The sequence below is a fragment of the Rathayibacter tritici genome (genome assembly GCF_001641005.1).
In the GTDB taxonomy this organism is placed as follows: Bacteria; Actinomycetota; Actinomycetes; order Actinomycetales; family Microbacteriaceae; genus Rathayibacter; species Rathayibacter tritici.
Genome location: NZ_CP015515.1, coordinates 777671 through 797417 on the forward strand (window position 1 = coordinate 777671; position 19747 = coordinate 797417).

Consider the following 19747-nt stretch of genomic DNA (forward strand, 5'->3'; position numbering starts at 1 on the left):
GGGCGAGCCGCACCCGGAGGGATCCGGCTCGTCGGCGGTGCGGCGGATCAGCCGAAGCGCCCCGAGACGTAGTCCTCCGTCGCCTGGACGGAGGGGCGGGAGAACATCGTCGCCGTGTCGTCGTACTCGATCAGCTTGCCCGGCTTGCCGGTGCCCGCAATGGTGAAGAACGCGGTGCGGTCGGAGACGCGCGAAGCCTGCTGCATGTTGTGGGTCACGATCACGATCGTGTAGTCGTTCTTGAGCTCCTCGATCAGGTCCTCGATCGCAAGCGTCGAGATCGGGTCCAGGGCGGAGCAGGGCTCGTCCATCAGCAGGACATCAGGGGAGACGGCAATCGCGCGAGCGATGCACAGGCGCTGCTGCTGCCCGCCGGAGAGACCGGAGCCGGGCTTGTCCAATCGATCCTTCACCTCGTTCCAGAGGTTCGCGCCCTGAAGCGAGCGCTCGACGAGCGCATCCGCGTCCGACTTCGAGATGCGGCGGTTGTTGAGCTTGACGCCGGCCAGCACGTTGTCGCGGATGGACATCGTCGGGAACGGGTTCGGGCGCTGGAAGACCATGCCGACCTGGCGGCGGACCTGCACCGGGTCCACACCCGGGCCGTAGAGGTTGTTGCCGTCGATCAGCACCTCGCCCTCGACGTGCGCGCCGGGGATGACCTCGTGCATCCGGTTGAGCGTGCGCAGGAAGGTGGATTTGCCGCAGCCGGAGGGGCCGATGAAGGCCGTCACCGTGCGGGGCTCGATGGCGAGCGAGACGCCCTCCACCGCGAGGAACTGGCTGTAGTAGACGTTGAGGTCGTTGACCTCGATGCGCTTGGACATTGCTTCCTTCGGGGATTCCGGCCGGAGCCGAGTGGTGGGTGTCAGCGGCCGAGCTTGGGGGCGAAAATCTTCGCGATCAGGCGGGCGATCAGGTTCAGTGCCATGACGATCAGGATGAGAGCGAGCGCGCCGGTCCAGGCGCGGTTGAGGAACGCCTCGGCGTCGGGGCCCTGGTTCGCGTACTGCGTGTAGACGAAGACCGGGAGGGTCATCATCCGCTCGCTGAAGAGGTCGTAGTTCATCGAGGCGGTGAAGCCGGCGACGATCAGCAGCGGCGCGGTCTCGCCGATCACGCGGGCGATCGCCAGGGTGATGCCCGTCGTGATGCCGGCGATGGAGGTCGGCAGCACGATCTTGACGATGGTCAGCCACTTCGGCACGCCGAGCGCGTAGGAGGCCTCGCGCAGCTCATTCGGAACCAGCTTCAGCATCTCCTCCGACGAGCGGACGACCACGGGGATCATCAGTACGGCGAGGGCGATCGAGCCGGCGAAGCCCATCCGCACGCCGGGGCCGAGGACGAGCGCGAAGAGCGCGTAGGCGAACAGGCCCGCGACGATGGAGGGGATGCCCGTCATGACGTCGACGAAGAAGGTGATCGCGCGGGCGAGGTGACCGCGCCCGTACTCGACGAGATAGATCGAGGTGAGCAGGCCGATCGGCACCGAGATCAGGGCGGCCATCGCCGTGATCTCGAGTGTGCCGATGATCGCATGCAGGGCGCCGCCGCCTGCGTCGATCACGTTGCGCATCGAGGAGGAGAAGAACAGTGGGTCGAAGCGCGCGACTCCGTTGGAGACGACCGTGTACAGCAGAGAGATCAGCGGGAGCAGCGCGATGATGAAGGCCGTCGCGACCAGTGAGGTCACCAGGCGGTCGATCGCCTTGCGGCCGCCCTCGACGAGACGCGAGACCACGTAGATGGCGATGTCGAAGAGGACGGTGCCCCAGAAGATCGCGCCGACGAGACTGAAATCGTTCATCGTCCCCGCGGCCTGGAGGACCAGGAAGACGGCGGCGAAGACGACCCAGCTGCCGACAAGCAGCATCCAGGGGGTGCCCTTGGGCAGCTTGCCCGCCTGCAGCGAGAAGGGCATCGAGGTGGTGGCGGCGGACATCAGTTGGCTCCCGAGAAGGCCTTGCGGCGGTTGACGATGAACCGCGCGACCGAGTTCACGACGAGGGTGATGACGAAGAGGATCAGGCCGGAGGCGACGAGCACGTTCACGCCGACTCCGCTCGCCTCCGGGAACTGCAGCGCGATGTTCGCGGCGATGGTGTTGGAGTTCTGCGAGGTGAGCAGGAGGAAGGAGACGACCGTCGCGGGCGAGAGCACCATCGCGACGGCGAGCGTCTCGCCCAGGGCCCGGCCGAGGCCGAGCATGGCCGCCGAGACGATGCCCGGGGCGCCGAAGGGGAGGACGGCCATCCGGATCATCTCCCAGCGAGTCGCGCCGAGCGCGAGCGCCGCTTCTTCGTGCAGGCGGGGGGCCTGGAGGAAGATCTCGCGGCACACCGCCGTGATAATCGGGATGACCATCACGGCCAGCACGACGGAGGCGGTGAGGATCGTCTTGCCGGTGCCCGAGGCCTGGCCACCGAAGAGCGGGAACCAGCCGATGTTCACGTTCAGGAAGAGGTAGAACGGCTGCACCATCGGAGCCAGCACGGTCGCGCCCCAGAGGCCGAAGACCACCGAGGGGACGGCGGCGAGGAGGTCGACCACGTAGCCGAGGGCCATCGCCACGCGGCGCGGTGCGTAGTGCGAGATGAACAGGGCGATCGCGATCGAGAGCGGCAGAGCGATCACCAGGGCGATCACCGCCGACCACACTGTGCCGAAGACCAGGGGACCGACATAGGCCCAGAAGCTCGTCGCGTCGCCCGGGAGGCTGTCGGCAGGCGCAGTGAACGCGGGGATCGACTGCGCGATGAGGAAGATCGCGACGGCTGCGAGGACGAGGAGGATGAGGGAGCCGGCGGCGACGGTCGAGATCGAGAAGATCCGATCTCCGACACGCACCTTCGCCTTCGGGCGGACGACGGTCTCAGTTGCCATTCCAGGGGACTCTCTTCAGACGAGGTGATTCGGCGGGGCGCACAGGGAGATGCTAAGGCGCGAAGGGGAGCGTCCGGGTGGGTCGAGCCCGGCACAGGCGGGGCCCGTCCCGCGGATCGTGCTGCGAGACGGGCCCTGCCAGTGGAATTACTTGATCGACTCGATCGCGGTGGCGACCGTGCCGGCGAGCTCCGAACTCAGAGGAGCGGAACCGGCCTGAGTGGCGGCGGCCTTCTGGCCGTCCTCACTCGCGACGTAGGCGGCGTAGGCCTTGACGACCTCGCCCTTGTCGGCGTCCGCGTACTCCTGGCAGACGAGGAGGTAGCTGACCAGAACCAGCGGCCAGGCGTCTGCCTCGGTGCCGGTGCGGTCGATCGTGATCGCGAGGTCGTTGTCCTCGCGGCCCTCCGCGATGGGGGAGGCGGCGACGACTGCCGCGGCGCCGTCGGCCGAGATGGTCGAGAACGCGTTGCCCACCTTCAGCTGTGCCATGTCCATGCCCTTGGCGCCGGACTCGTCGGCGTAGCCGATCGTGTTGGTCCCGTTCTTGACCGCGTCGACGACACCTGAGGTGCCCTTGGCGCCGTCACCGCTGGAGTACGGGAAGGTCTGGGCGGCAGGAGCGTCCCAGACGTCCTTCGCGGTGGCCGCGAGGTAGTCGGTGAAGTTCTGTGTTGTGCCCGAGTCGTCCGAGCGGTGCACGGAGGTGATGGTCGCCGACGGGAGGGTCGCGTCGGGGTTCAGGGCCTTGATCTCCGGGGCGTCCCAGGACGTGATGGTGCCCTTGAAAATTCCTGCGATGGTGGCCGCGTCGAGCTTGAGCTCGTCGACACCCTCCACGTTGAAGATGACCGCAATCGGCGAGATGTATACCGGGAGGTCGATTCCCTTGGTGTCGGGGGCGCAGGCGGCGAAGGTGCCCGCGAGCTCCTCGTCCTTGAGCGCGGAGTCGGAGCCGGCGTAGTCAGCGGCGCCGTTGATGAAGTTGGTCCGGCCGGCGCCTGAACCCTGCGGGTCGTAGTTGACAGTCACGTCGGGGTTCGCGGTCTGGAACGCGGCGGCCCAGGTGGTCTGCGCGGTGCCCTGAGCGGACGAGCCGATGCCGGTGATAGTGCCTGAGAGCGTGGAGGTTGTGGCGGAGCCGGAGCCGGAGCCGCCGCCTGCGGCCGGTGCCTCGTTGGCAGCGCAGGAGGTCAGCGTGATCGCTGCGACGGCGGCGACGACGGCCGCCTGGCCGAGACGCGAGAATCTCACAAGTATCCCTTTCGGGGTAGGAAAGCGTGGACAACAGAACAGGGCCTGGTGCAGCCCGCGAGCGAGAGTACGGAGACGTCGTGTCTTAGCACCGTCCGCTCGGTGAACGCGCGGTGAACGGGGCTGCGTCACGCAGCGCGGAGTGACGGGACGGCGGCTCCGGTGCGGAGCGTCGAGCGCGGCCCGGCCGAGCGAGTCAGCCCAGCGGCGTGTGCATCTCGATCGCGATGATGCCGGAGCCGGGGTGGCTGGTCGCGAGGTGCACGACGGCGAAGCCGCCCGTGGGCAGCGCGGCCGCCTCGTCGAGGTAGGCGCCGAGCGGAGTCGCCGTGGCGAGGGCGATCTCGCGCAGGATCTCGGGAAGGACGGGCCGATGGCTGCACAGCACGGCGGTGCGGCGCGCGCGGACCCGTTTGCCGACAAGGGCCCGGAGATCGGCGGTGCCGTGCTCGTGCGACTCCTGGCTCAGGTCGTCGCGCAATGTGACCGGTTTCTTCACGAGAGCGGAGAGAGGGGCGATGGTCGACCGGCAGCGTTTGGCGGTGCTGGAGACGAGTCGGCGCGGCCGCCAGGCGGCGAGGGCCCGGGCGACCGCAGCCGCCTCGATCCGGCCGCGCCCGGTGAGGCGGCGAGTGGAGTCGCGCCCGTCCCACGATGAGGCGGGCACGGCCTTCGCGTGCCGCAGCACCAGGATCGCGAAGGTCTCGAGTGCTCCGCTCGCGGCGATCCGGGCGAACTCGTCGACGATCGTGACGTCGTGGGGATAGGTGAGGTAGGTCCGCGCCCGCTTGAGGGTGACCCACTCGAGCGCCTCGACCTCGTCATTGGGGAGGAAGTCCGAGGCGAGGACCGCCTTCTCGGTCACCTGCGCGGCCCAGTAGTAGACCACCTTCGGGCGCCCGCTCGGCAGCGTGTACTCGGTGCAGCCGAGCGGTACTCCGAGCGCCACGGTGAGGCCGGTCTCTTCGCGGATCTCGCGCACCGCCGTCTCGGGGAGGGACTCGCCCGCGTCGACCTTGCCCTTGGGAAGACTCACGTCCCGGCGGTGCGGCCGGTGGATCACGAGGACGTGCGGCCGACCCTCGATGATCCGCCAGCACACCGCTCCTGCTGCGTAGACGGTTGCCGTCACGGTGTCAGCGGCTGGAGGCCCGGTTGGCGGAGCGTGTCGCCGCACGCTTGCGATGGCTGATGTGCTGCATCAGCTGGTTCTGCAGGTCGGCGAGCGGAGCGCCGTCCGCGTCCAGGTGGTGCCGCGTCCAGTCGCCGTCCGAGCCGAGCCACCAGGAGGCGGTCCGCTCGTCCATCGCCCGCTCGAACATGTCGTCGATCTCGCTGAGGTGCGCCGGCTCGACGATCCGCACCAGCGCCTCGACGCGGCGGTCGAGGTTGCGGTGCATCATGTCGGCGCTGCCGATGAAGACATCGGGCTCGCCGCCGTTGACGAAGCTGAAGATCCGGGAGTGCTCCAGATAGCGGCCGAGGATCGAGCGCACACGGATGGTCTCGGAGAGCCCCTCCTGCCCAGGCTTGAGGCCACAGATGCCGCGGACCCAGACGTCGACCGGCACGCCGGCCTGGCTGGCGCGGTAGAGCGCGTCGATCACTGCCTCGTCGACGATCGAGTTCACCTTGATTCGGATGCCCGAGGGCCGCCCGGCGCGCGCGTGCTCGGTCTCGACCGCGATCCGCTTCAGCAGCCCCTTGCGCAGGTGCCGCGGCGCGACGAGCAGACGCTTGAACTTCTTCTCGATCGCGTAGCCCGAGAGCTCGTTGAACAGGCGGGTGAGGTCCTTGCCGACCTCCGGGTCGGCGGTGAGCAGGCCGAGGTCCTCGTAGATGCGCGAGGTCTTCGGGTTGTAGTTGCCGGTGCCGATGTGGGAGTAGTGGCGGAGCACCCCGCCCTTCTCCTGGCGGATGACGAGCGCGAGCTTGCAGTGCGTCTTCAGCCCGACGAGCCCGTAGACCACGTGCACGCCCGCCTTCTCGAGCTTGCGCGCCCACGAAATGTTGGCCTGCTCGTCGAAGCGCGCCTTGATCTCGACCAGCGCGAGCACCTGCTTGCCGGACTCGGCCGCGTCGATCAGCGCCTCCACGATGGGGGAGTCGCCCGAGGTGCGGTACAGCGTCTGCTTGATCGCGAGGACGTCCGGATCCGCGGCCGCTTGCTCGAGGAAGGACTGCACGCTGGTCGCGAAGGACTCATAGGGGTGGTGCAGCAGCACGTCACCGCGCGACACGGCCTTGAAGACGTCCTGGCGCTGGTTCGGCTCACTCGGCGAGAGCTGCACCGCCGTCGTCGGAACGTGGTTGGGGTACTTCAGATCGGGCCGATCGATCTTCTGCAGGCTGAAGAGCCCGCTGAGATCGAGAGGAGCCGGGAGCTTGTAGACCTCCTGGGTCGTGATGTCGAGCTCGCGCACCAGCAGGCCCAGCGTCTCGTCGTCCATGTCGTCGGTCACCTCGAGGCGGATGGGCGGGCCGAACCGGCGACGCAGCAGCTCTTTCTCGAGGGCCTTGATGAGGTTCTCGGTCTCGTCCTCGTCGACCTCGACGTCCTCGTTGCGGGTCACCCGGAACACGTGGTGGTCGAGGATCTCCATGCCGGGGAACAGGTCGTCCAGCTGGTTGGCGATCAGGTCCTCGAGGGAGATGAACCGCATCGGCTCGCCCGGCGCCGCGACCCCCGCGATCCGCACGAAGCGCGGGAGCATCTGCGGAACCTTGAGGCGTGCGAACTCGACCTTCTGCGTCTTGGGATTGCGAACACGCACCGAGAGGTTGAGCGACAGGCCGGAGATGTAGGGGAACGGGTGAGCCGGGTCGACCGCGAGGGGCATCAACACCGGGAACACCTGCGCCGAGAAGTAGTCGTCGAGCACCGTCCGCTCGGCATCGCTCAGCTCGTCCCAGCGGACGAGGTCGATGCCGCCCTCGCGCAGCGCGGGCTCGACGAGTTCCTTGAACGCCCGGGAATGGCGCTGCTGAAGCAGATGCGCCTTCTCGGAGATGTCGGTCAGTACGTCGACGGGGACGCGGCCGATGTTGGTCGGCAGGGCCAGACCCGTCAGGATGCGGCGCTTGAGGCCGGCGACGCGGACCATGAAGAACTCGTCGAGGTTCGACGAGAAGATCGCGAGGAAGTTGGCCCGCTCGAGCGCCGGCACCAGCGGGTCCTCGGCCAGCTCGAGCACACGCTGGTTGAACGCGAGCCAGCTCAGCTCGCGGTCGAGGTAGCGATTGTCGGGAAGGAGCGGGTCCGAGTGCTCCTCCTCGTCGTCGAAGTCGTCGTCGAGGTCATCGCTCAGGCCGTCTTCGAGAAGCAGGTTGTCGCCGTCCATGCGACCATCCTGGCATCGCGTCCGCCCACTGCGCGCCGCGGGCCGTGAATGCCGGATGAACGACGGCCGGGGAGGGCCTGTGGAGGAGTGTTTGCTCCGCACACCGGTTCAGCGCACGGGCGCGGCCCGCTGCAGGTACTGCACGTCGACGGAGGCATCCGTGAACCCGAGCGAGCGGTAGAGCGCCACCGCCGAGCGGTTCTCGGCCTCGACGTAGAGGTCTGCCGTTGTGCAGCCCCGTTCCAGCATCCGCGCGAGTCCCGCGGAGAGCAGCGTGCGACCGAGTCCACGGCCGGCCGCCTCCGGAGCGACTCCCAGCACGTAGATCTCGCCGGTCGTGGACCCGGGCTCGATCTTGAGCCAGTCGTAGCCGATCAGCGACCCGTCCGCATCGCGCAGCAGCAGGAAGTCGCCCTCGTCGAACCAGGGCTCCGCGCGCCGGGCCGCCAGGTCCTGCTCCGTCAGCCGCCCCTGCTCAGGGTGGGCGGCGAAGACCCGCGCGTTCAGAGCGACCCACTCGGCCGGATCGAGGTCGCGCGCGTCGGCGAGGACGACGCCCTCGGGGACCCGGACCTTTGGTGCAGCGAGCGGCTCGAGTTCAAGGTGCAGGAGAGTGCGCACCGCAGCGAATCCGTGCGAGGCCGCCAGCGCGCGGGCGACCGGATGGTCGCCGTGCGCCCACGCGAGCAGGCCGGTGCGGCCGCTCGCGAGCACCTGCTCGAGGGTCGCGGTACCGAAGCCCACCCCGCGCCACTCCGGATCGACGACGAACTCCAGCTCGCCTTGCCCGAGGATCGCGGCCGCCACCACCACGTCGGCGCGCAGGCCCACGAGCAGAGTGCGCGAGCCGGTCCGGGCATCGACGAGGGTCTGATCGCTGAACGGGGGCTGGTGGTCGAACCAGGCGGCGCGGCCGATCAGGTGCTGCAGGCCGGCCGAGACGGCGGGATCGGCCAGGTCCTCAACGGACAGGTTGAGCGACTCGCTCATTGTCCTCTTCGTACACGTTGAAGCGGTATCCGACGTTGCGGACCGTGCCGATCAGCGACTCCAGATCGCCGAGCTTCGCGCGCAGTCGGCGCACGTGCACGTCGACCGTGCGGGTGCCACCGAAGTAGTCGTAGCCCCAGACCTCGCTCAGCAGCTGCTCGCGGGTGAAGACGCGCGAGGGGTGCGTGGCGAAGAAGCGGAGGAGCTCGAACTCCTTGAAGGTGAGGTCGAGCGGGCGCCCGTGCACTTTGGCGGAGTAGCTGGCCTCGTCGATCACGACGCCGGAGGCCTGGATGCGCGAGGTCGACTGCTCCTGCGCCAGGCGGCCGATCACCAGGCGGATGCGGGCGTCGACCTCGGCGGGGCCGGCCGAGTCAAGGATGACGTCGTTGACGCCCCAGTCGGCCGAGACCGCGGTAAGACCGCCCTCGGTGAGGATCAGGATGAGGGGGACGGTGATGCCCGTCGTGGTGAGGATCTTGCAGAGCGACTTCGCGCTGGCGAGGTCCTGCCGCGCGTCGACCAGGATCAGATCGCAGCTCGGAGCATTCACGAGCTGGGCTGGTTCCGCGGGGATCTGCCGGGTCCGGTGGCTGAGGAGCCCCAGCGCGGGGAGCACCTCGGCGCCTCCCGCCGAGGTCAGTATCAACAACTGCGCCACTGATCCTCCAGAACTGGTCTGCCCGCCATACTAGCGGCGGGCTGGAAGAGGCGGCCCCCTGGGGCACAATTGAGGGATGGGCAGGGATCGGGTGGGCATCGGGGTCGTCTGGGTGCTCGCGCTCCTGGGCTCCGCGGTCACGTTGACCGTCTCCGCTGCGGAGTCCCGTCAGCTCTGGCTCGCGCTGACCTTCGGTGGCTGTGTGCTCGCGACCTTCGCCGTGCAGCTGGCCGTGGCCCGCGCCGAGGGGTACCTGCTGCGCGCGATGACGAGCATCGTCGGGGCGATGGCCCTCATCGCGGTTGCGAGCGGGATCGCTCTCCTCCTGCCCGCCTGAACACCTCCTGCCCGCCTGGCACTCGCTCTCTCCCGCCCCGGTGTCGGACCCGGCGGGTAGGGTGGAGTCATGCTTCTCGCCCTGGAACTCTTCTATCTCGGTCTGCTCGGGCTCGCCTCCCTCGCCATCGCGTGGGTCTCCGGCGTAATCGTGTACAAGCTCTACCGCGGCCAGAGCTAGCCGCCCCGGAGCCGGAGTGATCTCGCTTCCATCGGGCCTCCCGCCCGAGCTCGTCCCGCTCTCCTGGCTGCTCGGTGTCTGGGAGGGCTCCGGCGTCCTCGATTACGCCGTCGGCGGCGACTCCGTGCAGGCCGAATTCGGCCACCGCATCAGCTTCAGCTACGACGGGCTGCCCTACCTCAACTACAGCTCGTACACCTGGCTGATCGAGGACGGCGCCGACGAGGCGCCTCGTCCTCTGGTCAGCGAGATGGGCTACTGGCGCCTCAGCCGCGCGCTCACCGACGCGGACGCCGGCCCGGCGATGCTGCCCGGCCGCGGCGCTCCCGCCTTCCCGGACGCGGAGTCGGTCGAGACGCTGCGCAACGCCGCCGGCGGCTTCGACATCGAGGTCTCGCTCGTGCACCCGGACGGAGTGAGCGAGCTCTACCTCGGCCAGGTCAAGGGGCCGCGGATCGACCTGGCGACCGATGCGGTAATGCGCACGGCCGCCGCGAAGGACTACGCCGCGGCGACCCGGCTCTACGGCCTGGTCGATGATCACCTGCTCTGGGCGTGGGACATCGCCGCCCTCGGGCAGGGTCTGCGGACCCACTCCTCCGGACGGCTCGCCCGTGTCGACTGACGCCTTCTCCCCGCTCCTCGCGGCCGCGGGCGCCGTGGCCACGACCAGCGCCGCCGAACCCGGGGTCGCCGCCCACTACGGCGAGCCCTTCCGGGAACAGCGGGCTTTCGCGGCCGGCACCGCCCTCGTCGATCTCTCCGGCCGCGGAGTCGTGACGGTCACCGGCCCGGACCGTTTGACCTGGATCGACTCGCTCACCAGCCAAGCCGTCTCCCGCCTGGCCCCCCGCGCCAGCGCCGAAACCCTTCTGCTCGATCCGACGGGCCGAATCGAGCACGTCATCCGCCTCGTCGACGACGGGGAGACCGCCTGGCTTCTGCTCGACCGCGACGAGACCGCGGGCCTGGCAGCCTGGCTCGACCGGATGCGCTTCATGCTGCGCGTCGAGGTCGCCGATCGCACCGCGGAGTACGCGACACTCGCGGCGCTCGGCGACGGCACGGCTCTCGCGCTCGCGCTGTCCCTGGCCGAGACTCCCCTCGTCTGGAGCGACCCGTGGTCGCAGGTCCAGCCGGGAGGGTGGCAGTACGCGCTCACCGCCGAGCACCCGGGAGCGGCGTGGACGCTCCGTGAGGTGCTGGTGCCGAGGGCGTCACTCGACCAACTCGGCGCGGCCGCCGACACCGGGGTCTCACTCGCCGGAGTGGACGCCCTCGAGGCCCTGCGCATCGCCGCCTGGCGTCCGCGCCACGCGACCGAGGTCGACGAGCGGTCCATCCCGCACGAGCTCGACCTCCTCCGTTCCAGCGTGCACCTCGCCAAGGGCTGCTACCGGGGCCAGGAGACGGTGGCGAAGGTGCACAACCTCGGCCACCCGCCTCGCCGCCTGGTGCTGCTGCAGCTCGACGGCTCCGATTCGGTGTTGCCTGCGCACGGAGACGTCGTCACGGCCGTGAAGGGCGGTGAGCCGGTCGAGGTCGGCACCGTCACCTCCAGCGCCTGGCATTACGAGGACGGGCCCATCGCCCTCGCCCTCGTCAAGCGGAGCGTCCCCGTCGACCTCGAGCTGACGGTGCTCGTGGGGGAGACCCGGGTCGCCGCGGCTCAGGAGGTCGTGGTCCCACCCGGCGCCGGAGCGGAGGCCGGCGTGCCCCGTCTGCCCCGCCTCGGGGCGACGACCAGGTAGGTCGCGGCATGGTGGCCGCAGGACCCGCCGAGCGGGGCCGAGCGGCCGGCCGGCTTCGCGCGCTCCTCCGCACCCCCGGGTTGAATCCGGCCCGGGCTCTCGCCCGCGCGGGTGCCTCGCTGCCCGCGGTGCTGCAGATCGTGGTCGCGGCGACCCTCGCCTACTCCGTCGCGCACGTTCTGCTCGGGCATCCCTCGCCCGTCCTGGCGCTGACCGTCACGATCTCGAGCCTGGGCATGGCCCGCGACACGAGGCCCAAGCAGGTGGCCGAGACCGCGACGGGGATGGTGATCGGTATTACCGCGAGCGAGGTCCTGCTGCTCGTATGGGGGAGCGGGATCTGGCAGCTCGCGGTGGTGCTCGCCATTGTCTTTACCCTCGGACGCGCGCTCTCGCCCTCGCCGGGGTTCGCGGTCGCCGCCGGCACCCAGGCGATGCTGGTGATGATCCTCCCCGAGCCGGATGGCGGAGTGTTCACCCGCAGTGTCGACGGCCTGATCGGCGGGCTCGCAGCGCTGCTCTGCACGGCGATCGTGCCCCGCCCGCCCCTGCGCACGGCGCGGGCGGAGGCGCACCGGTTGATGAGCGCACTCAGCCGCACCGTCGAGGAGCTGGCCGACGCGCTCCGACGGGGCGACTCCTCCGCCTCCGCCGTCGCCCTGGACCGGGTCCGAGGGACGCAGCCCCTGATCGACGGCTGGGCCGCAGCACTCGACTCGGCGATCGGGGTCGCGCGGATCTCGCCGTTCGTTCGCCGGCACCGCGGCGAGCTCGCCCGGCAGGCCACCATGCTCGCCGCGCTCGATCTGGCGACCCGGAATCTGCGCATCGTCGCGCGCCGCACCGACTTCCTCGTCGGCGATACCGCCCCGCGGCCGGCGCTTGCCGGAGCGGTCGCCGCGTGTGCACCGGGCATCGCCCTGCTCGGCCGAGCAATCGCTGATCCGTCACTGCTCGCCCTCGCACGTCAAGACCTCGTGCTGCTCGCGACCACGCTCGACCCTCAACGGTTGATCCCGGAGGCGCGGCTCGCCGAGAAGACGGTGCTGGTCCTGCTCCGCCCGCTCGTCGTCGACCTGCTCATAGCGTCGGGCACCGATCCGGCCGAGGCCCGCGCTGCACTGCCGCCGCTCGCCTAGCGTTCAGGAGGAGGGGGCGACCGCCTCCCAGGCGACCGTCACTTCACCCAGGCGCCAGCGCCGCGGGCCGTCGAGGATCGGCCAGTCTCGGCGCAGATCGCGGATCGCCGCGATCCAACGCTGACTCGGACCGTAGACACCGAGCGGCGCGTGGAGGGTCCACGCGCGCTCGAGAGCCGAGAGGAAGGCGTGCACCCCCTCGCCGGCGACGTTGCGGTGGATGAGCGCCTTGGGCAGACGCTCGGCTGCCGTCATCGGCGAGGGGATCGCTGCGAGCCGGAGTGACAGGGTCAGCGAGCGAGGACCCTCCCGGCCGATCTCGATCCAGGTGCAGATGCGCCCGATCTCGTCGCAGGTGCCCTCGACCAGCACGCCGTCCGGCTGCAGCCTGACGGTCATCGTTTCCCAGGCGGCGGCCACCGCGTCCTCGTCATACTGCCGCAGCACGTTGAAGGCGCGGATGATGCTCGCGCGCCGGCCCGCGGGCAGGGGGACCTCGAACCCGCCGCGCTCGAAGTGCACCCGCGCGTCGGCGGGGAAGGCCGTGCCTCCCTCCCGGACCCGGGCGAGCTGCTTTCGGGCGGTGTCGACACGGGCCGGCTCGATCTCGAGGCCGAGCACCTCCACGTCCGGCACCGTGCTGACCAGGCGTCGGTGCAGCTCGAGGGTGGTGACCGCGCTGGCACCAAAGCCGAGGTCGACGACGAGCGGCGTGGGGGAGCTCTGCAGGACGGGGAGTTCGGCGAGCCGGCGGTCGACTCGGCGGAGGCGGTTCGTGCCCGTCGTTCCGCGGGTGACGGCTCCGATGGGCATGCCCTTCAGCGTATTCGCCGGCGAGGGGGCCGCCTCTAAGCTGGACGCATGTCCGAGACCTACACCCTCATCCTCGTGCGCCACGGCAACAGCGAGTGGAATCAGAAAAACCTGTTCACCGGCTGGGTCGACGTACGGCTGACCGAGCAGGGAGTCGCGGAGGCGACCCGTGCCGGCGAGCTGCTGATCGAGGCGGGTCTGCACCCCGATATCGTCTACACCTCGCGTCAGACCCGTGCGATCCAGACCGCGAACATTGCCCTCGAGGTCGCCGACCGTCTGTGGATCGATGTCAAGCGTTCCTGGCGCCTCAACGAGCGCCACTACGGTGCGCTGCAGGGCAAGGACAAGGCGCAGACCCTCGCCGAGTACGGCGCCGAGCAGTTCCAGACCTGGCGCCGCTCCTTCGACGTCCCGCCGCCGCCGATCGCCGACGACGACCAGTACTCGCAGGCGCACGATGAGCGCTACGCCGAGCTCGGTGACGCCCTGCCGCGCACCGAGTCGCTCAAGCTCGTGATCGAGCGGATGCTGCCCTACTGGGAGTCCGAGATCAAGCCGGACCTCGCCTCGGGCAAGACCGTCATGATCACCGCGCACGGCAACTCGCTCCGCGCCCTGGTGAAGACTCTCGACGGCATTTCGGACTCGGACATCGCCCAGCTCAACATCCCGACGGGGATCCCGCTCGTCTACACGCTCGACGAGAACTTCGAGCCGGTCGGCGAAGCGCGCTACCTCGACCCCGAGGCCGCCGCCGCCGGTGCTGCCGCCGTCGCCGCCCAGGGCGCCACGAAGTAGCCGTCCCCGTCCGCGTCCCCCAATCTCCGGCTCGCAAAAACACCTTCGGCTCGCAGGATCAGATGATTCCTGCGAGCCGAAGCCCTTTTCACGAGCCGAAGTTCAGGCAGGCGAACTCAGCCCCAGTCGCCCGAGATCAGGTACTGGACCTTCTTCGCGATCGACACGGCGTGGTCGGCGAAGCGTTCGTGGTAGCGGCTGGCGAGAGTCGCGTCCACGGTGTCGGCGGCCTGGCCCTTCCATGCCTCGCTGAGCACCTTGTCGAAGACGCTGACGTGTAGTTCGTCGATCTTGTCGTCCTCGTCGCGGATCTCCTCCGCAATGCGGGGGTCCTGCGAGCGCAGCAGCTCCGTCAGCTTGTGCGCAACGACCACGTCGAGCCGGCCCATCTCGACGAAGGTCGGGCGCAGGCTCTTTGGGACCACCTTGTCCGGGAAGCGGTAGCGCGAGAGCTGAGCGATGTGCTCGGCGATGTCGCCCATCCGCTCGAGCGACGCGCTGATCCGCAGCGCCGAGACGACGATCCGCAGGTCGCGTGCAACCGGGTTCTGCCGGGCGAGGATGTCGATGGCGAGCTCGTCCAGGCTGATGGCCAGCTCGTCGATGCGCGCGTCGCTCGCGATGACCTCCTCGGCGAGGGTCACATCGGAGTGGTTGAACGCCTGCGTCGCCTTCTCGATGGCGATCTCGACGAGCCCGGAGATCTCGACGAGTCGTTCCTGGACCTCGGCCAGCTCCTGCTGGAAAACTTCGCGCATCTGTGTTCGACCCTCTCTACGGCGACGAGGACGACGGCGCCGGATCTGCGGCGAGCACCTCGCACGCCGCTGCGACTGCACTCGGTAGGCGCAGGCGCAGTCATGATGACCACGGCAGGTTAACGGACGGTGCCGGGCGCTTGAACAGTACTCGACCCCCGGAGGATCGGCAGGTGCCCGGTAAGGGGACGGCCGGTGGATGGTTAGCCTGGGTCCGTGGATTCGGGCTTGATCGTGGTTCTGTCGCTCGTTCTCGGTGTCGCGATCGGGATTCTTCTGACGACCGTGCTCACCCTCGCCGCCCGTCAAGGCCGCATCGCGCAGGACGTGATCACGGTCGGGCTCCCCGAGGGGATCGAGGCGATCATCGACGCCGTCGGCTCGCCCGCATTCGTGACGGATCCGTCGCACAACGTGCTCAAAGCCTCAACCCGGGCGCTCGCCCTCGGCCTCGTCTCGCAGGACACTCTGCTGCACCCGGACCTCGTCGCTATCGTCGACCGCGTCCGTCGCTTCGGCGACGACATCGTCCAGGACCTGGAGCTCGTCACCAGCCCCCTGTCCGACGCCGCCGTGACCCTCGTCGTGCACGCGACCCGCCTCGGCTCCCGCTACGTCCTCGTCATCGCCGAGGACCACACTGAGGCACGCCGACTCGAGGCCGTTCGACGCGACTTCGTCGCCAACATCTCCCACGAGCTGAAAACCCCGATCGGCGCGGTCGGCCTGCTCGCCGAAGCCCTCGACTCCGCCGCCGAGGACCCCCAGCAGGTGCGCCGCTTCGCCCACCGGCTGACCCAGGAGTCGCACCGCCTCGCGAAGATCACCCGGGAGATCATCGAGCTCTCCCGCCTCCAGGCCGCCGACGTGGCCGGTTCGGCCGACGTCCTCCGCGTCGACGACATCGTGACCGCGGCGCTCGAGACCACCCATGTGCTGGCGGAGTCGCACAACGTCACCCTGGTCAAGGGCGGAATGAAGAAGGCATACGTCGTCGGTCAGGAGAAGATGCTCGTCTCGGCGCTGCACAACCTCCTCGCGAACGCCATTCAGTACTCGCCCGCCGGCTCCCGGGTGGGAATCGGCGTGCGTTCAACCGGCGGCGTCGTCGAGATCGCCGTCACCGACCAGGGCATAGGCATTCCTGAGGAGGACCTCGACCGCGTCTTCGAGCGCTTCTACCGCGTCGACCAGGCCCGCTCTCGCCACACGGGCGGCACCGGCCTGGGGCTCAGCATCGTCAAGCACGCTGTGCAGAACCACGGAGGAGATGTCCGCGTCTGGTCCAAGCCCGGACGCGGCTCCACCTTCACTATCCGACTCCCCGAAACAGACCCGACCAGAACGCCCCTCGCGGCGGCCGCCCCGATAGGAGAACACGCGTGACCAGCATCCTGCTCGTCGAGGACGAGAGCGCCCTCAGCGAGCCCCTCAGCTACCTGCTCGAACGCGAGGGCTACGACGTCACGGTCGCCGAGGACGGCAACCGCGCCGTCGCGGCCTTCGACGACGGCGACTACGACCTGATCCTCCTCGACCTCATGCTGCCCGGCATGCCCGGCACGGAGGTCTGCCGCGAGATCCGCACCCGCTCCTCCGTCCCGATCATCATGGTCACCGCGAAGGACTCCGAAGTGGACATCGTCGTCGGCCTCGAACTCGGCGCGGACGACTACGTCACCAAGCCCTACTCGACCCGCGAGCTGCTCGCCCGCATCCGCGCCGTCCTCCGCCGCCGCACGGAAGAACCCGGAGAGGAACGGATCGTCGTCGCCGGCCCCGTCCGCATGGACATCGAACGCCACACGGTTGAAGTCGACGGCACCGAAACCCCGATGCCGCTCAAGGAGTTCGAGCTCCTCGAAATGCTGCTCCGCAACGCCGGCCGTGTCCTCACCCGCGGCCAACTCATCGACCGGGTCTGGGGCAGCGACTACTTCGGCGACACGAAGACGCTCGACGTCCACGTGAAACGCATCCGCTCCAAAATCGAGAAGACACCGAAGGAGCCGGTGCTTTTGGTTACTGTCCGCGGCCTCGGCTACCGCTTCGACGCATGATCGCGGGCCCTGGCGGGGTGATCTGCGGCGTTGTCGTCGGTTGCGATACCGCTGGTATCGCGCCCTCCTCCGCCTTGCAGCTCACCCCGCCAGGACCCGCGATCCCCTCTGGTGGAAGGGGGGTGGCCGTCGCTGCGCGACGAGCCGGGGGGGGCCGTCGCTGGGCGACGAGCCGGGAGGGGGCGTCGCTGGGCGACGAGCCGGGAGGGGGCGTCGCTGGGCGACGAGCCGGGGTGGGGCCGTCGCTGCGCGACGAGCCGGGGGCGGACGGCGGGCAGCACACCGGGGTGGACGGCCCTCGACGTGGGGGGCTACTGCGCGGCGGGAGCGTCGGCGCCGGGCTCGGCGGACTGGGTGGGGAGGGCGGTCCGGGCGGGGTCGGCCGTGGGGGTGCGAGTCGGCGTCGGGGTGGGCGCGGGAGTGAGCGTCGAGTAGGCCTCGAGGGCGCTGGTCAGGACGGGGACAAGGAGCTCCTTGCCCTGCTCGGAGCCGTACTGGAAGTAGACGGGGAGGAGGCTGCCCGGGACGGCGTCGATACCGTCCATCTGGACCGCCTCGGTGCTGTCGGGGCGGACCTCGGTCCGACCGGGCACGGCGTCCACGGTGTCGCTCGTGCGGCCCGCGGAGCCCTCGAACTGCACCTCGACGCTCAGTACCTCATCGGTGGAATTGACGAGCGTCACGATCAGCGTGCCGGCCTCGCCGTCGTCCGAGACGATCATCGCGTTGCGGATGGCGAGATCGCCGATCGTCGCACCCACGCCGTCACTCGGGTCGTAGATCTTGCGCGTCGCCTGCTCAGCGACGAGGTTGCAGCCGGCGGTAGCGAGGGCGACGCCGACCGCGAGAACGACGGATGCAGCGATACGCGCCTTCACAGGAACCTCCAGATCGTCGGCCCCGAACGCCCCGGACAGGGCGACTTCACTGTGCACGAGCCGACACCAGGCTAGCGTAGCGAGCACTGCGGCCCCGCCCGTCCGGACTCCCGTCCCCCGGGCGCGCATGATAATCTTTCCGCCGCTGAAAGGACGTCGCATGCAGTTCGAGGTCGGAGAGACGGTCGTCTATCCCCATCACGGAGCCGCCACGATCGCCGAGGTGAAGACCCGCTTGATCAAGGGCCAGGAGAAGACGTACCTGAAGCTCCGAGTCGCCCAGGGCGACCTCGTCATCGAAGTGCCGGCCGACAACGTCGATCTGGTGGGCGTGCGTGACGTCATCGGCCGCGAGGGCGTCGACCGCGTATTCGAGGTACTGCGCGCCGAGGTGGTCGAGGAGCCGACCAACTGGTCGCGCCGCTACAAGGCCAACCTCGAGAAGCTCGGCTCAGGCGATGTCGTGAAGGTCTCCGAGGTCGTCCGCGACCTCACCCGCCGAGACAGTGATCGCGGCCTCTCCGCGGGCGAGAAGAGCATGCTCGCGAAGGCACGGCAGGTCCTCGTCTCCGAGTTGGCTCTCGCCGAGAAGACCGACGAGGACGCAGCATCCGCGCTTCTCGACGAGGTCCTCGCATCCTGAACACGCCCGGCGCCGTCCCCGCCGCGCCCACCGCGGTCCCCACTGCGGCCGTCGTCGTGGTCGCTGCGGGCAGCGGCACGCGGCTCGGGCGCGGGCGACCCAAGGCCTACGTCGAGTGCGCGGGCACGACGATCCTCGAGCGCAGCCTGCGGACCGTGCTCCTTCTCGCCGAGCCGGTGCAGATCATCGTCGTAGCGCCTGCGGCCCTTGTGGAGGAGACCATCGCTCTGGCCCGCGGCGCTGGGGCCGCCTCCGGGACCGTGACCGTTGTGGCGGGCGGTGCGAGCCGTCAGGAGTCGGTCGGGCGGGGCCTGCGTGCGCTCTCCCCGTCGATCGATACAGTGCTCGTGCACGACGCCGCCCGCGCCCTCACACCCGTCGACCAGTTCGAGCGGGTCATCGCGGCCGTCCGCGCGACAGGCAGTGGAGTCATTCCCGCCCTGCCGGTCACCGACACCATCAAGCGCATCCGTGCCGACGGCGGCGTCGTCGGCACCGTCGACCGCTCGGAGCTCGCGGCGGTGCAGACGCCGCAGGGCTTCCCGCGCGCTCTGCTCGAGGAGGCCTACGCCGCCGCGGAGGAGGAGTTCACCGACGACGCGGCGCTGCTGGCCTCCCGGGGCGCCGACTCCCTTGTCGTCGTCGGCGACCCCCTCGCCTTCAAGATCACCACCCCCTGGGACCTCGCCCGAGCGGAGCAGGTACTCGCGCCGCCGCCTGCCGTCGTGGTGCCGCGGGTGGGTATCGGCACTGACGTCCACGCTTTCGACGACGCTTCGCCACTCTGGCTCGCCGGGCTGCACTGGCCGGGGGAGCGGGGCCTCTCCGGGCACAGCGACGGGGATCCGGTCGCCCACGCGATCTGCGACGCACTGCTCGCCGCAGCGGGCCTGGGCGACATCGGCTCCCGCTTCGGTACGGCGGATCCCCGCTTCGCCGACGCCCACGGCGAGGTCTTCCTCCGCGCCACCCGGGAGCTGGTCGAGGCCGCGGGCTTCAGGATCGGGAACGTCTCGGTGCAGCTCATCGGCAACCGACCGAGGTTCTCGCCGCGGCGGGACGAGGCGCAGCATGTGCTGTCGGAGCTGCTCGGCGCTCCTGTCAGCGTCGCCGCCACTACCTCCGACACGCTGGGCTTCACCGGGCGAGGCGAGGGGGTCGCCGCGACCGCGACGGCACTCGTCCTCCCCAGCGCCGCGATCGCCCGGTAGTCCCCAGGCGATGCCGCCGACCCGGCCCGGAGCCGAGCTCCCGG

20 protein-coding genes are annotated in these 19747 nt (G+C 69.7%); 9 read left to right on the forward strand and 11 right to left on the reverse strand.

The genetic code is table 11. The features are described from left to right. Nucleotides 1-47: 47 nt before the first annotated feature. The 8 genes from pstB to A6122_RS03700 form a co-directional block, all read right to left on the reverse strand. Nucleotides 48-827 carry a phosphate ABC transporter ATP-binding protein PstB gene (gene pstB / locus A6122_RS03665; protein WP_068251753.1) on the reverse strand — a complete coding sequence of 260 codons (780 nt, stop codon included), beginning with the start codon at nucleotides 825-827 and terminating at the stop codon, nucleotides 48-50. 41 nt (nucleotides 828-868) lie between these two features. After that, nucleotides 869-1945, reverse strand: a complete 1077-nt coding sequence (gene pstA, locus A6122_RS03670; RefSeq protein WP_068251756.1) for a phosphate ABC transporter permease PstA — start codon at nucleotides 1943-1945, stop codon at nucleotides 869-871. After that, nucleotides 1945-2886 (reverse strand): phosphate ABC transporter permease subunit PstC, encoded by a 942-nt coding sequence (gene pstC, locus A6122_RS03675; protein ID WP_068251758.1) that lies wholly within the window; start codon nucleotides 2884-2886, stop codon nucleotides 1945-1947. Before pstC ends, pstA begins: the two co-directional genes overlap by 1 nt. Before the next feature lie 147 nt (nucleotides 2887-3033). Further along, nucleotides 3034-4140 carry a phosphate ABC transporter substrate-binding protein PstS gene (gene pstS / locus A6122_RS03680; RefSeq protein WP_068251761.1) on the reverse strand — a complete coding sequence of 369 codons (1107 nt, stop codon included), beginning with the start codon at nucleotides 4138-4140 and terminating at the stop codon, nucleotides 3034-3036. Nucleotides 4141-4336: 196 nt separating this feature from the next. Beyond that, complete coding sequence (locus tag A6122_RS03685; RefSeq protein ID WP_068251763.1) at nucleotides 4337-5272, reverse strand: NUDIX hydrolase; 936 nt, start codon at nucleotides 5270-5272, stop codon at nucleotides 4337-4339. A gap of 4 nt (nucleotides 5273-5276) precedes the next feature. Continuing rightward, nucleotides 5277-7481 (reverse strand): RNA degradosome polyphosphate kinase, encoded by a 2205-nt coding sequence (locus A6122_RS03690; protein ID WP_068251766.1) that lies wholly within the window; start codon nucleotides 7479-7481, stop codon nucleotides 5277-5279. Nucleotides 7482-7589: 108 nt separating this feature from the next. Next, nucleotides 7590-8471 carry a mycothiol synthase gene (gene mshD / locus A6122_RS03695; RefSeq protein WP_068251770.1) on the reverse strand — a complete coding sequence of 294 codons (882 nt, stop codon included), beginning with the start codon at nucleotides 8469-8471 and terminating at the stop codon, nucleotides 7590-7592. Further along, a complete protein-coding gene (locus A6122_RS03700; protein ID WP_068251774.1) occupies nucleotides 8443-9132 on the reverse strand; it encodes a winged helix-turn-helix domain-containing protein in 690 nt (229 codons plus the stop codon). Before A6122_RS03700 ends, mshD begins: the two co-directional genes overlap by 29 nt. A 76-nt stretch (nucleotides 9133-9208) precedes the next feature. Between A6122_RS03700 and A6122_RS03705 the strand changes: the two genes are divergently transcribed. The 4 genes from A6122_RS03705 (at nucleotide 9209) to A6122_RS03720 (ending at nucleotide 12539) form a co-directional block, all read left to right on the forward strand. Next, nucleotides 9209-9469: a hypothetical protein gene (locus A6122_RS03705; protein ID WP_068251775.1), complete on the forward strand. Its 261-nt coding sequence runs from the start codon at nucleotides 9209-9211 to the stop codon at nucleotides 9467-9469. Nucleotides 9470-9665: 196 nt separating this feature from the next. Continuing rightward, nucleotides 9666-10274 (forward strand): nitrobindin family protein, encoded by a 609-nt coding sequence (locus A6122_RS03710; protein WP_068251777.1) that lies wholly within the window; start codon nucleotides 9666-9668, stop codon nucleotides 10272-10274. After that, nucleotides 10264-11400, forward strand: a complete 1137-nt coding sequence (gene ygfZ / locus A6122_RS03715) for a CAF17-like 4Fe-4S cluster assembly/insertion protein YgfZ (protein ID WP_068251778.1) — start codon at nucleotides 10264-10266, stop codon at nucleotides 11398-11400. Before A6122_RS03710 ends, ygfZ begins: the two co-directional genes overlap by 11 nt. A gap of 8 nt (nucleotides 11401-11408) precedes the next feature. Beyond that, complete coding sequence (locus tag A6122_RS03720; RefSeq protein WP_068251779.1) at nucleotides 11409-12539, forward strand: FUSC family protein; 1131 nt, start codon at nucleotides 11409-11411, stop codon at nucleotides 12537-12539. A 3-nt stretch (nucleotides 12540-12542) separates the two neighbouring features. On the opposite strand, the gene A6122_RS03725 is transcribed toward A6122_RS03720, so the two are convergent. Then, a complete protein-coding gene (locus tag A6122_RS03725; RefSeq protein WP_068251780.1) occupies nucleotides 12543-13352 on the reverse strand; it encodes a class I SAM-dependent methyltransferase in 810 nt (269 codons plus the stop codon). 48 nt (nucleotides 13353-13400) lie between these two features. Here A6122_RS03725 and A6122_RS03730 point away from each other — a divergent pair, with 48 nt between their 5' ends. Then, on the forward strand, nucleotides 13401-14153 hold the full coding sequence (locus A6122_RS03730; protein ID WP_068251782.1) for a phosphoglyceromutase: 753 nt from the start codon (nucleotides 13401-13403) through the stop codon (nucleotides 14151-14153). Nucleotides 14154-14269: 116 nt separating this feature from the next. On the opposite strand, the gene phoU is transcribed toward A6122_RS03730, so the two are convergent. Continuing rightward, nucleotides 14270-14911 carry a phosphate signaling complex protein PhoU gene (gene phoU / locus A6122_RS03735; protein WP_068251784.1) on the reverse strand — a complete coding sequence of 214 codons (642 nt, stop codon included), beginning with the start codon at nucleotides 14909-14911 and terminating at the stop codon, nucleotides 14270-14272. Nucleotides 14912-15127: 216 nt separating this feature from the next. Between phoU and A6122_RS03740 the strand changes: the two genes are divergently transcribed. Both A6122_RS03740 and A6122_RS03745 read left to right on the forward strand, forming a co-directional pair. Next, nucleotides 15128-16297, forward strand: coding sequence for a sensor histidine kinase (locus tag A6122_RS03740; RefSeq protein ID WP_068251787.1), 1170 nt, complete (start codon nucleotides 15128-15130; stop codon nucleotides 16295-16297). After that, nucleotides 16294-16971 (forward strand): response regulator transcription factor, encoded by a 678-nt coding sequence (locus tag A6122_RS03745; protein ID WP_068251792.1) that lies wholly within the window; start codon nucleotides 16294-16296, stop codon nucleotides 16969-16971. Before A6122_RS03740 ends, A6122_RS03745 begins: the two co-directional genes overlap by 4 nt. A 311-nt stretch (nucleotides 16972-17282) precedes the next feature. Here A6122_RS03745 and A6122_RS03750 read toward each other — a convergent pair whose 3' ends face one another. Then, a complete protein-coding gene (locus tag A6122_RS03750; RefSeq protein ID WP_146085068.1) occupies nucleotides 17283-17906 on the reverse strand; it encodes a DNA modification methylase in 624 nt (207 codons plus the stop codon). Between the two features lie 103 nt (nucleotides 17907-18009). Between A6122_RS03750 and A6122_RS03755 the strand changes: the two genes are divergently transcribed. Then, complete coding sequence (locus A6122_RS03755) at nucleotides 18010-18492, forward strand: CarD family transcriptional regulator (protein WP_068251795.1); 483 nt, start codon at nucleotides 18010-18012, stop codon at nucleotides 18490-18492. After that, complete coding sequence (locus A6122_RS03760) at nucleotides 18489-19703, forward strand: bifunctional 2-C-methyl-D-erythritol 4-phosphate cytidylyltransferase/2-C-methyl-D-erythritol 2,4-cyclodiphosphate synthase (RefSeq protein WP_068251797.1); 1215 nt, start codon at nucleotides 18489-18491, stop codon at nucleotides 19701-19703. The genes A6122_RS03755 and A6122_RS03760 overlap by 4 nt, the downstream gene beginning before the upstream one ends. Nucleotides 19704-19747: the final 44 nt, after the last annotated feature.

What these genes read in the sequence shown, in the direction of transcription:
- pstA (WP_068251756.1), bottom strand. Translation starts at nt 1,945, where the DNA reads ATGTCCGCCGCCACCACCTCGATGCCCTTCTCGCTGCAGGCGGGCAAG.
- A6122_RS03730 (WP_068251782.1), top strand. Translation starts at nt 13,401, where the DNA reads ATGTCCGAGACCTACACCCTCATCCTCGTGCGCCACGGCAACAGCGAG.
- A6122_RS03690 (WP_068251766.1), bottom strand. Translation starts at nt 7,481, where the DNA reads ATGGACGGCGACAACCTGCTTCTCGAAGACGGCCTGAGCGATGACCTC.
- A6122_RS03725 (WP_068251780.1), bottom strand. Translation starts at nt 13,352, where the DNA reads ATGCCCATCGGAGCCGTCACCCGCGGAACGACGGGCACGAACCGCCTC.
- phoU (WP_068251784.1), bottom strand. Translation starts at nt 14,911, where the DNA reads ATGCGCGAAGTTTTCCAGCAGGAGCTGGCCGAGGTCCAGGAACGACTC.
- A6122_RS03720 (WP_068251779.1), top strand. Translation starts at nt 11,409, where the DNA reads ATGGTGGCCGCAGGACCCGCCGAGCGGGGCCGAGCGGCCGGCCGGCTT.
- A6122_RS03705 (WP_068251775.1), top strand. Translation starts at nt 9,209, where the DNA reads ATGGGCAGGGATCGGGTGGGCATCGGGGTCGTCTGGGTGCTCGCGCTC.
- A6122_RS03755 (WP_068251795.1), top strand. Translation starts at nt 18,010, where the DNA reads ATGCAGTTCGAGGTCGGAGAGACGGTCGTCTATCCCCATCACGGAGCC.
- mshD (WP_068251770.1), bottom strand. Translation starts at nt 8,471, where the DNA reads ATGAGCGAGTCGCTCAACCTGTCCGTTGAGGACCTGGCCGATCCCGCC.
- pstC (WP_068251758.1), bottom strand. Translation starts at nt 2,886, where the DNA reads ATGGCAACTGAGACCGTCGTCCGCCCGAAGGCGAAGGTGCGTGTCGGA.
- pstB (WP_068251753.1), bottom strand. Translation starts at nt 827, where the DNA reads ATGTCCAAGCGCATCGAGGTCAACGACCTCAACGTCTACTACAGCCAG.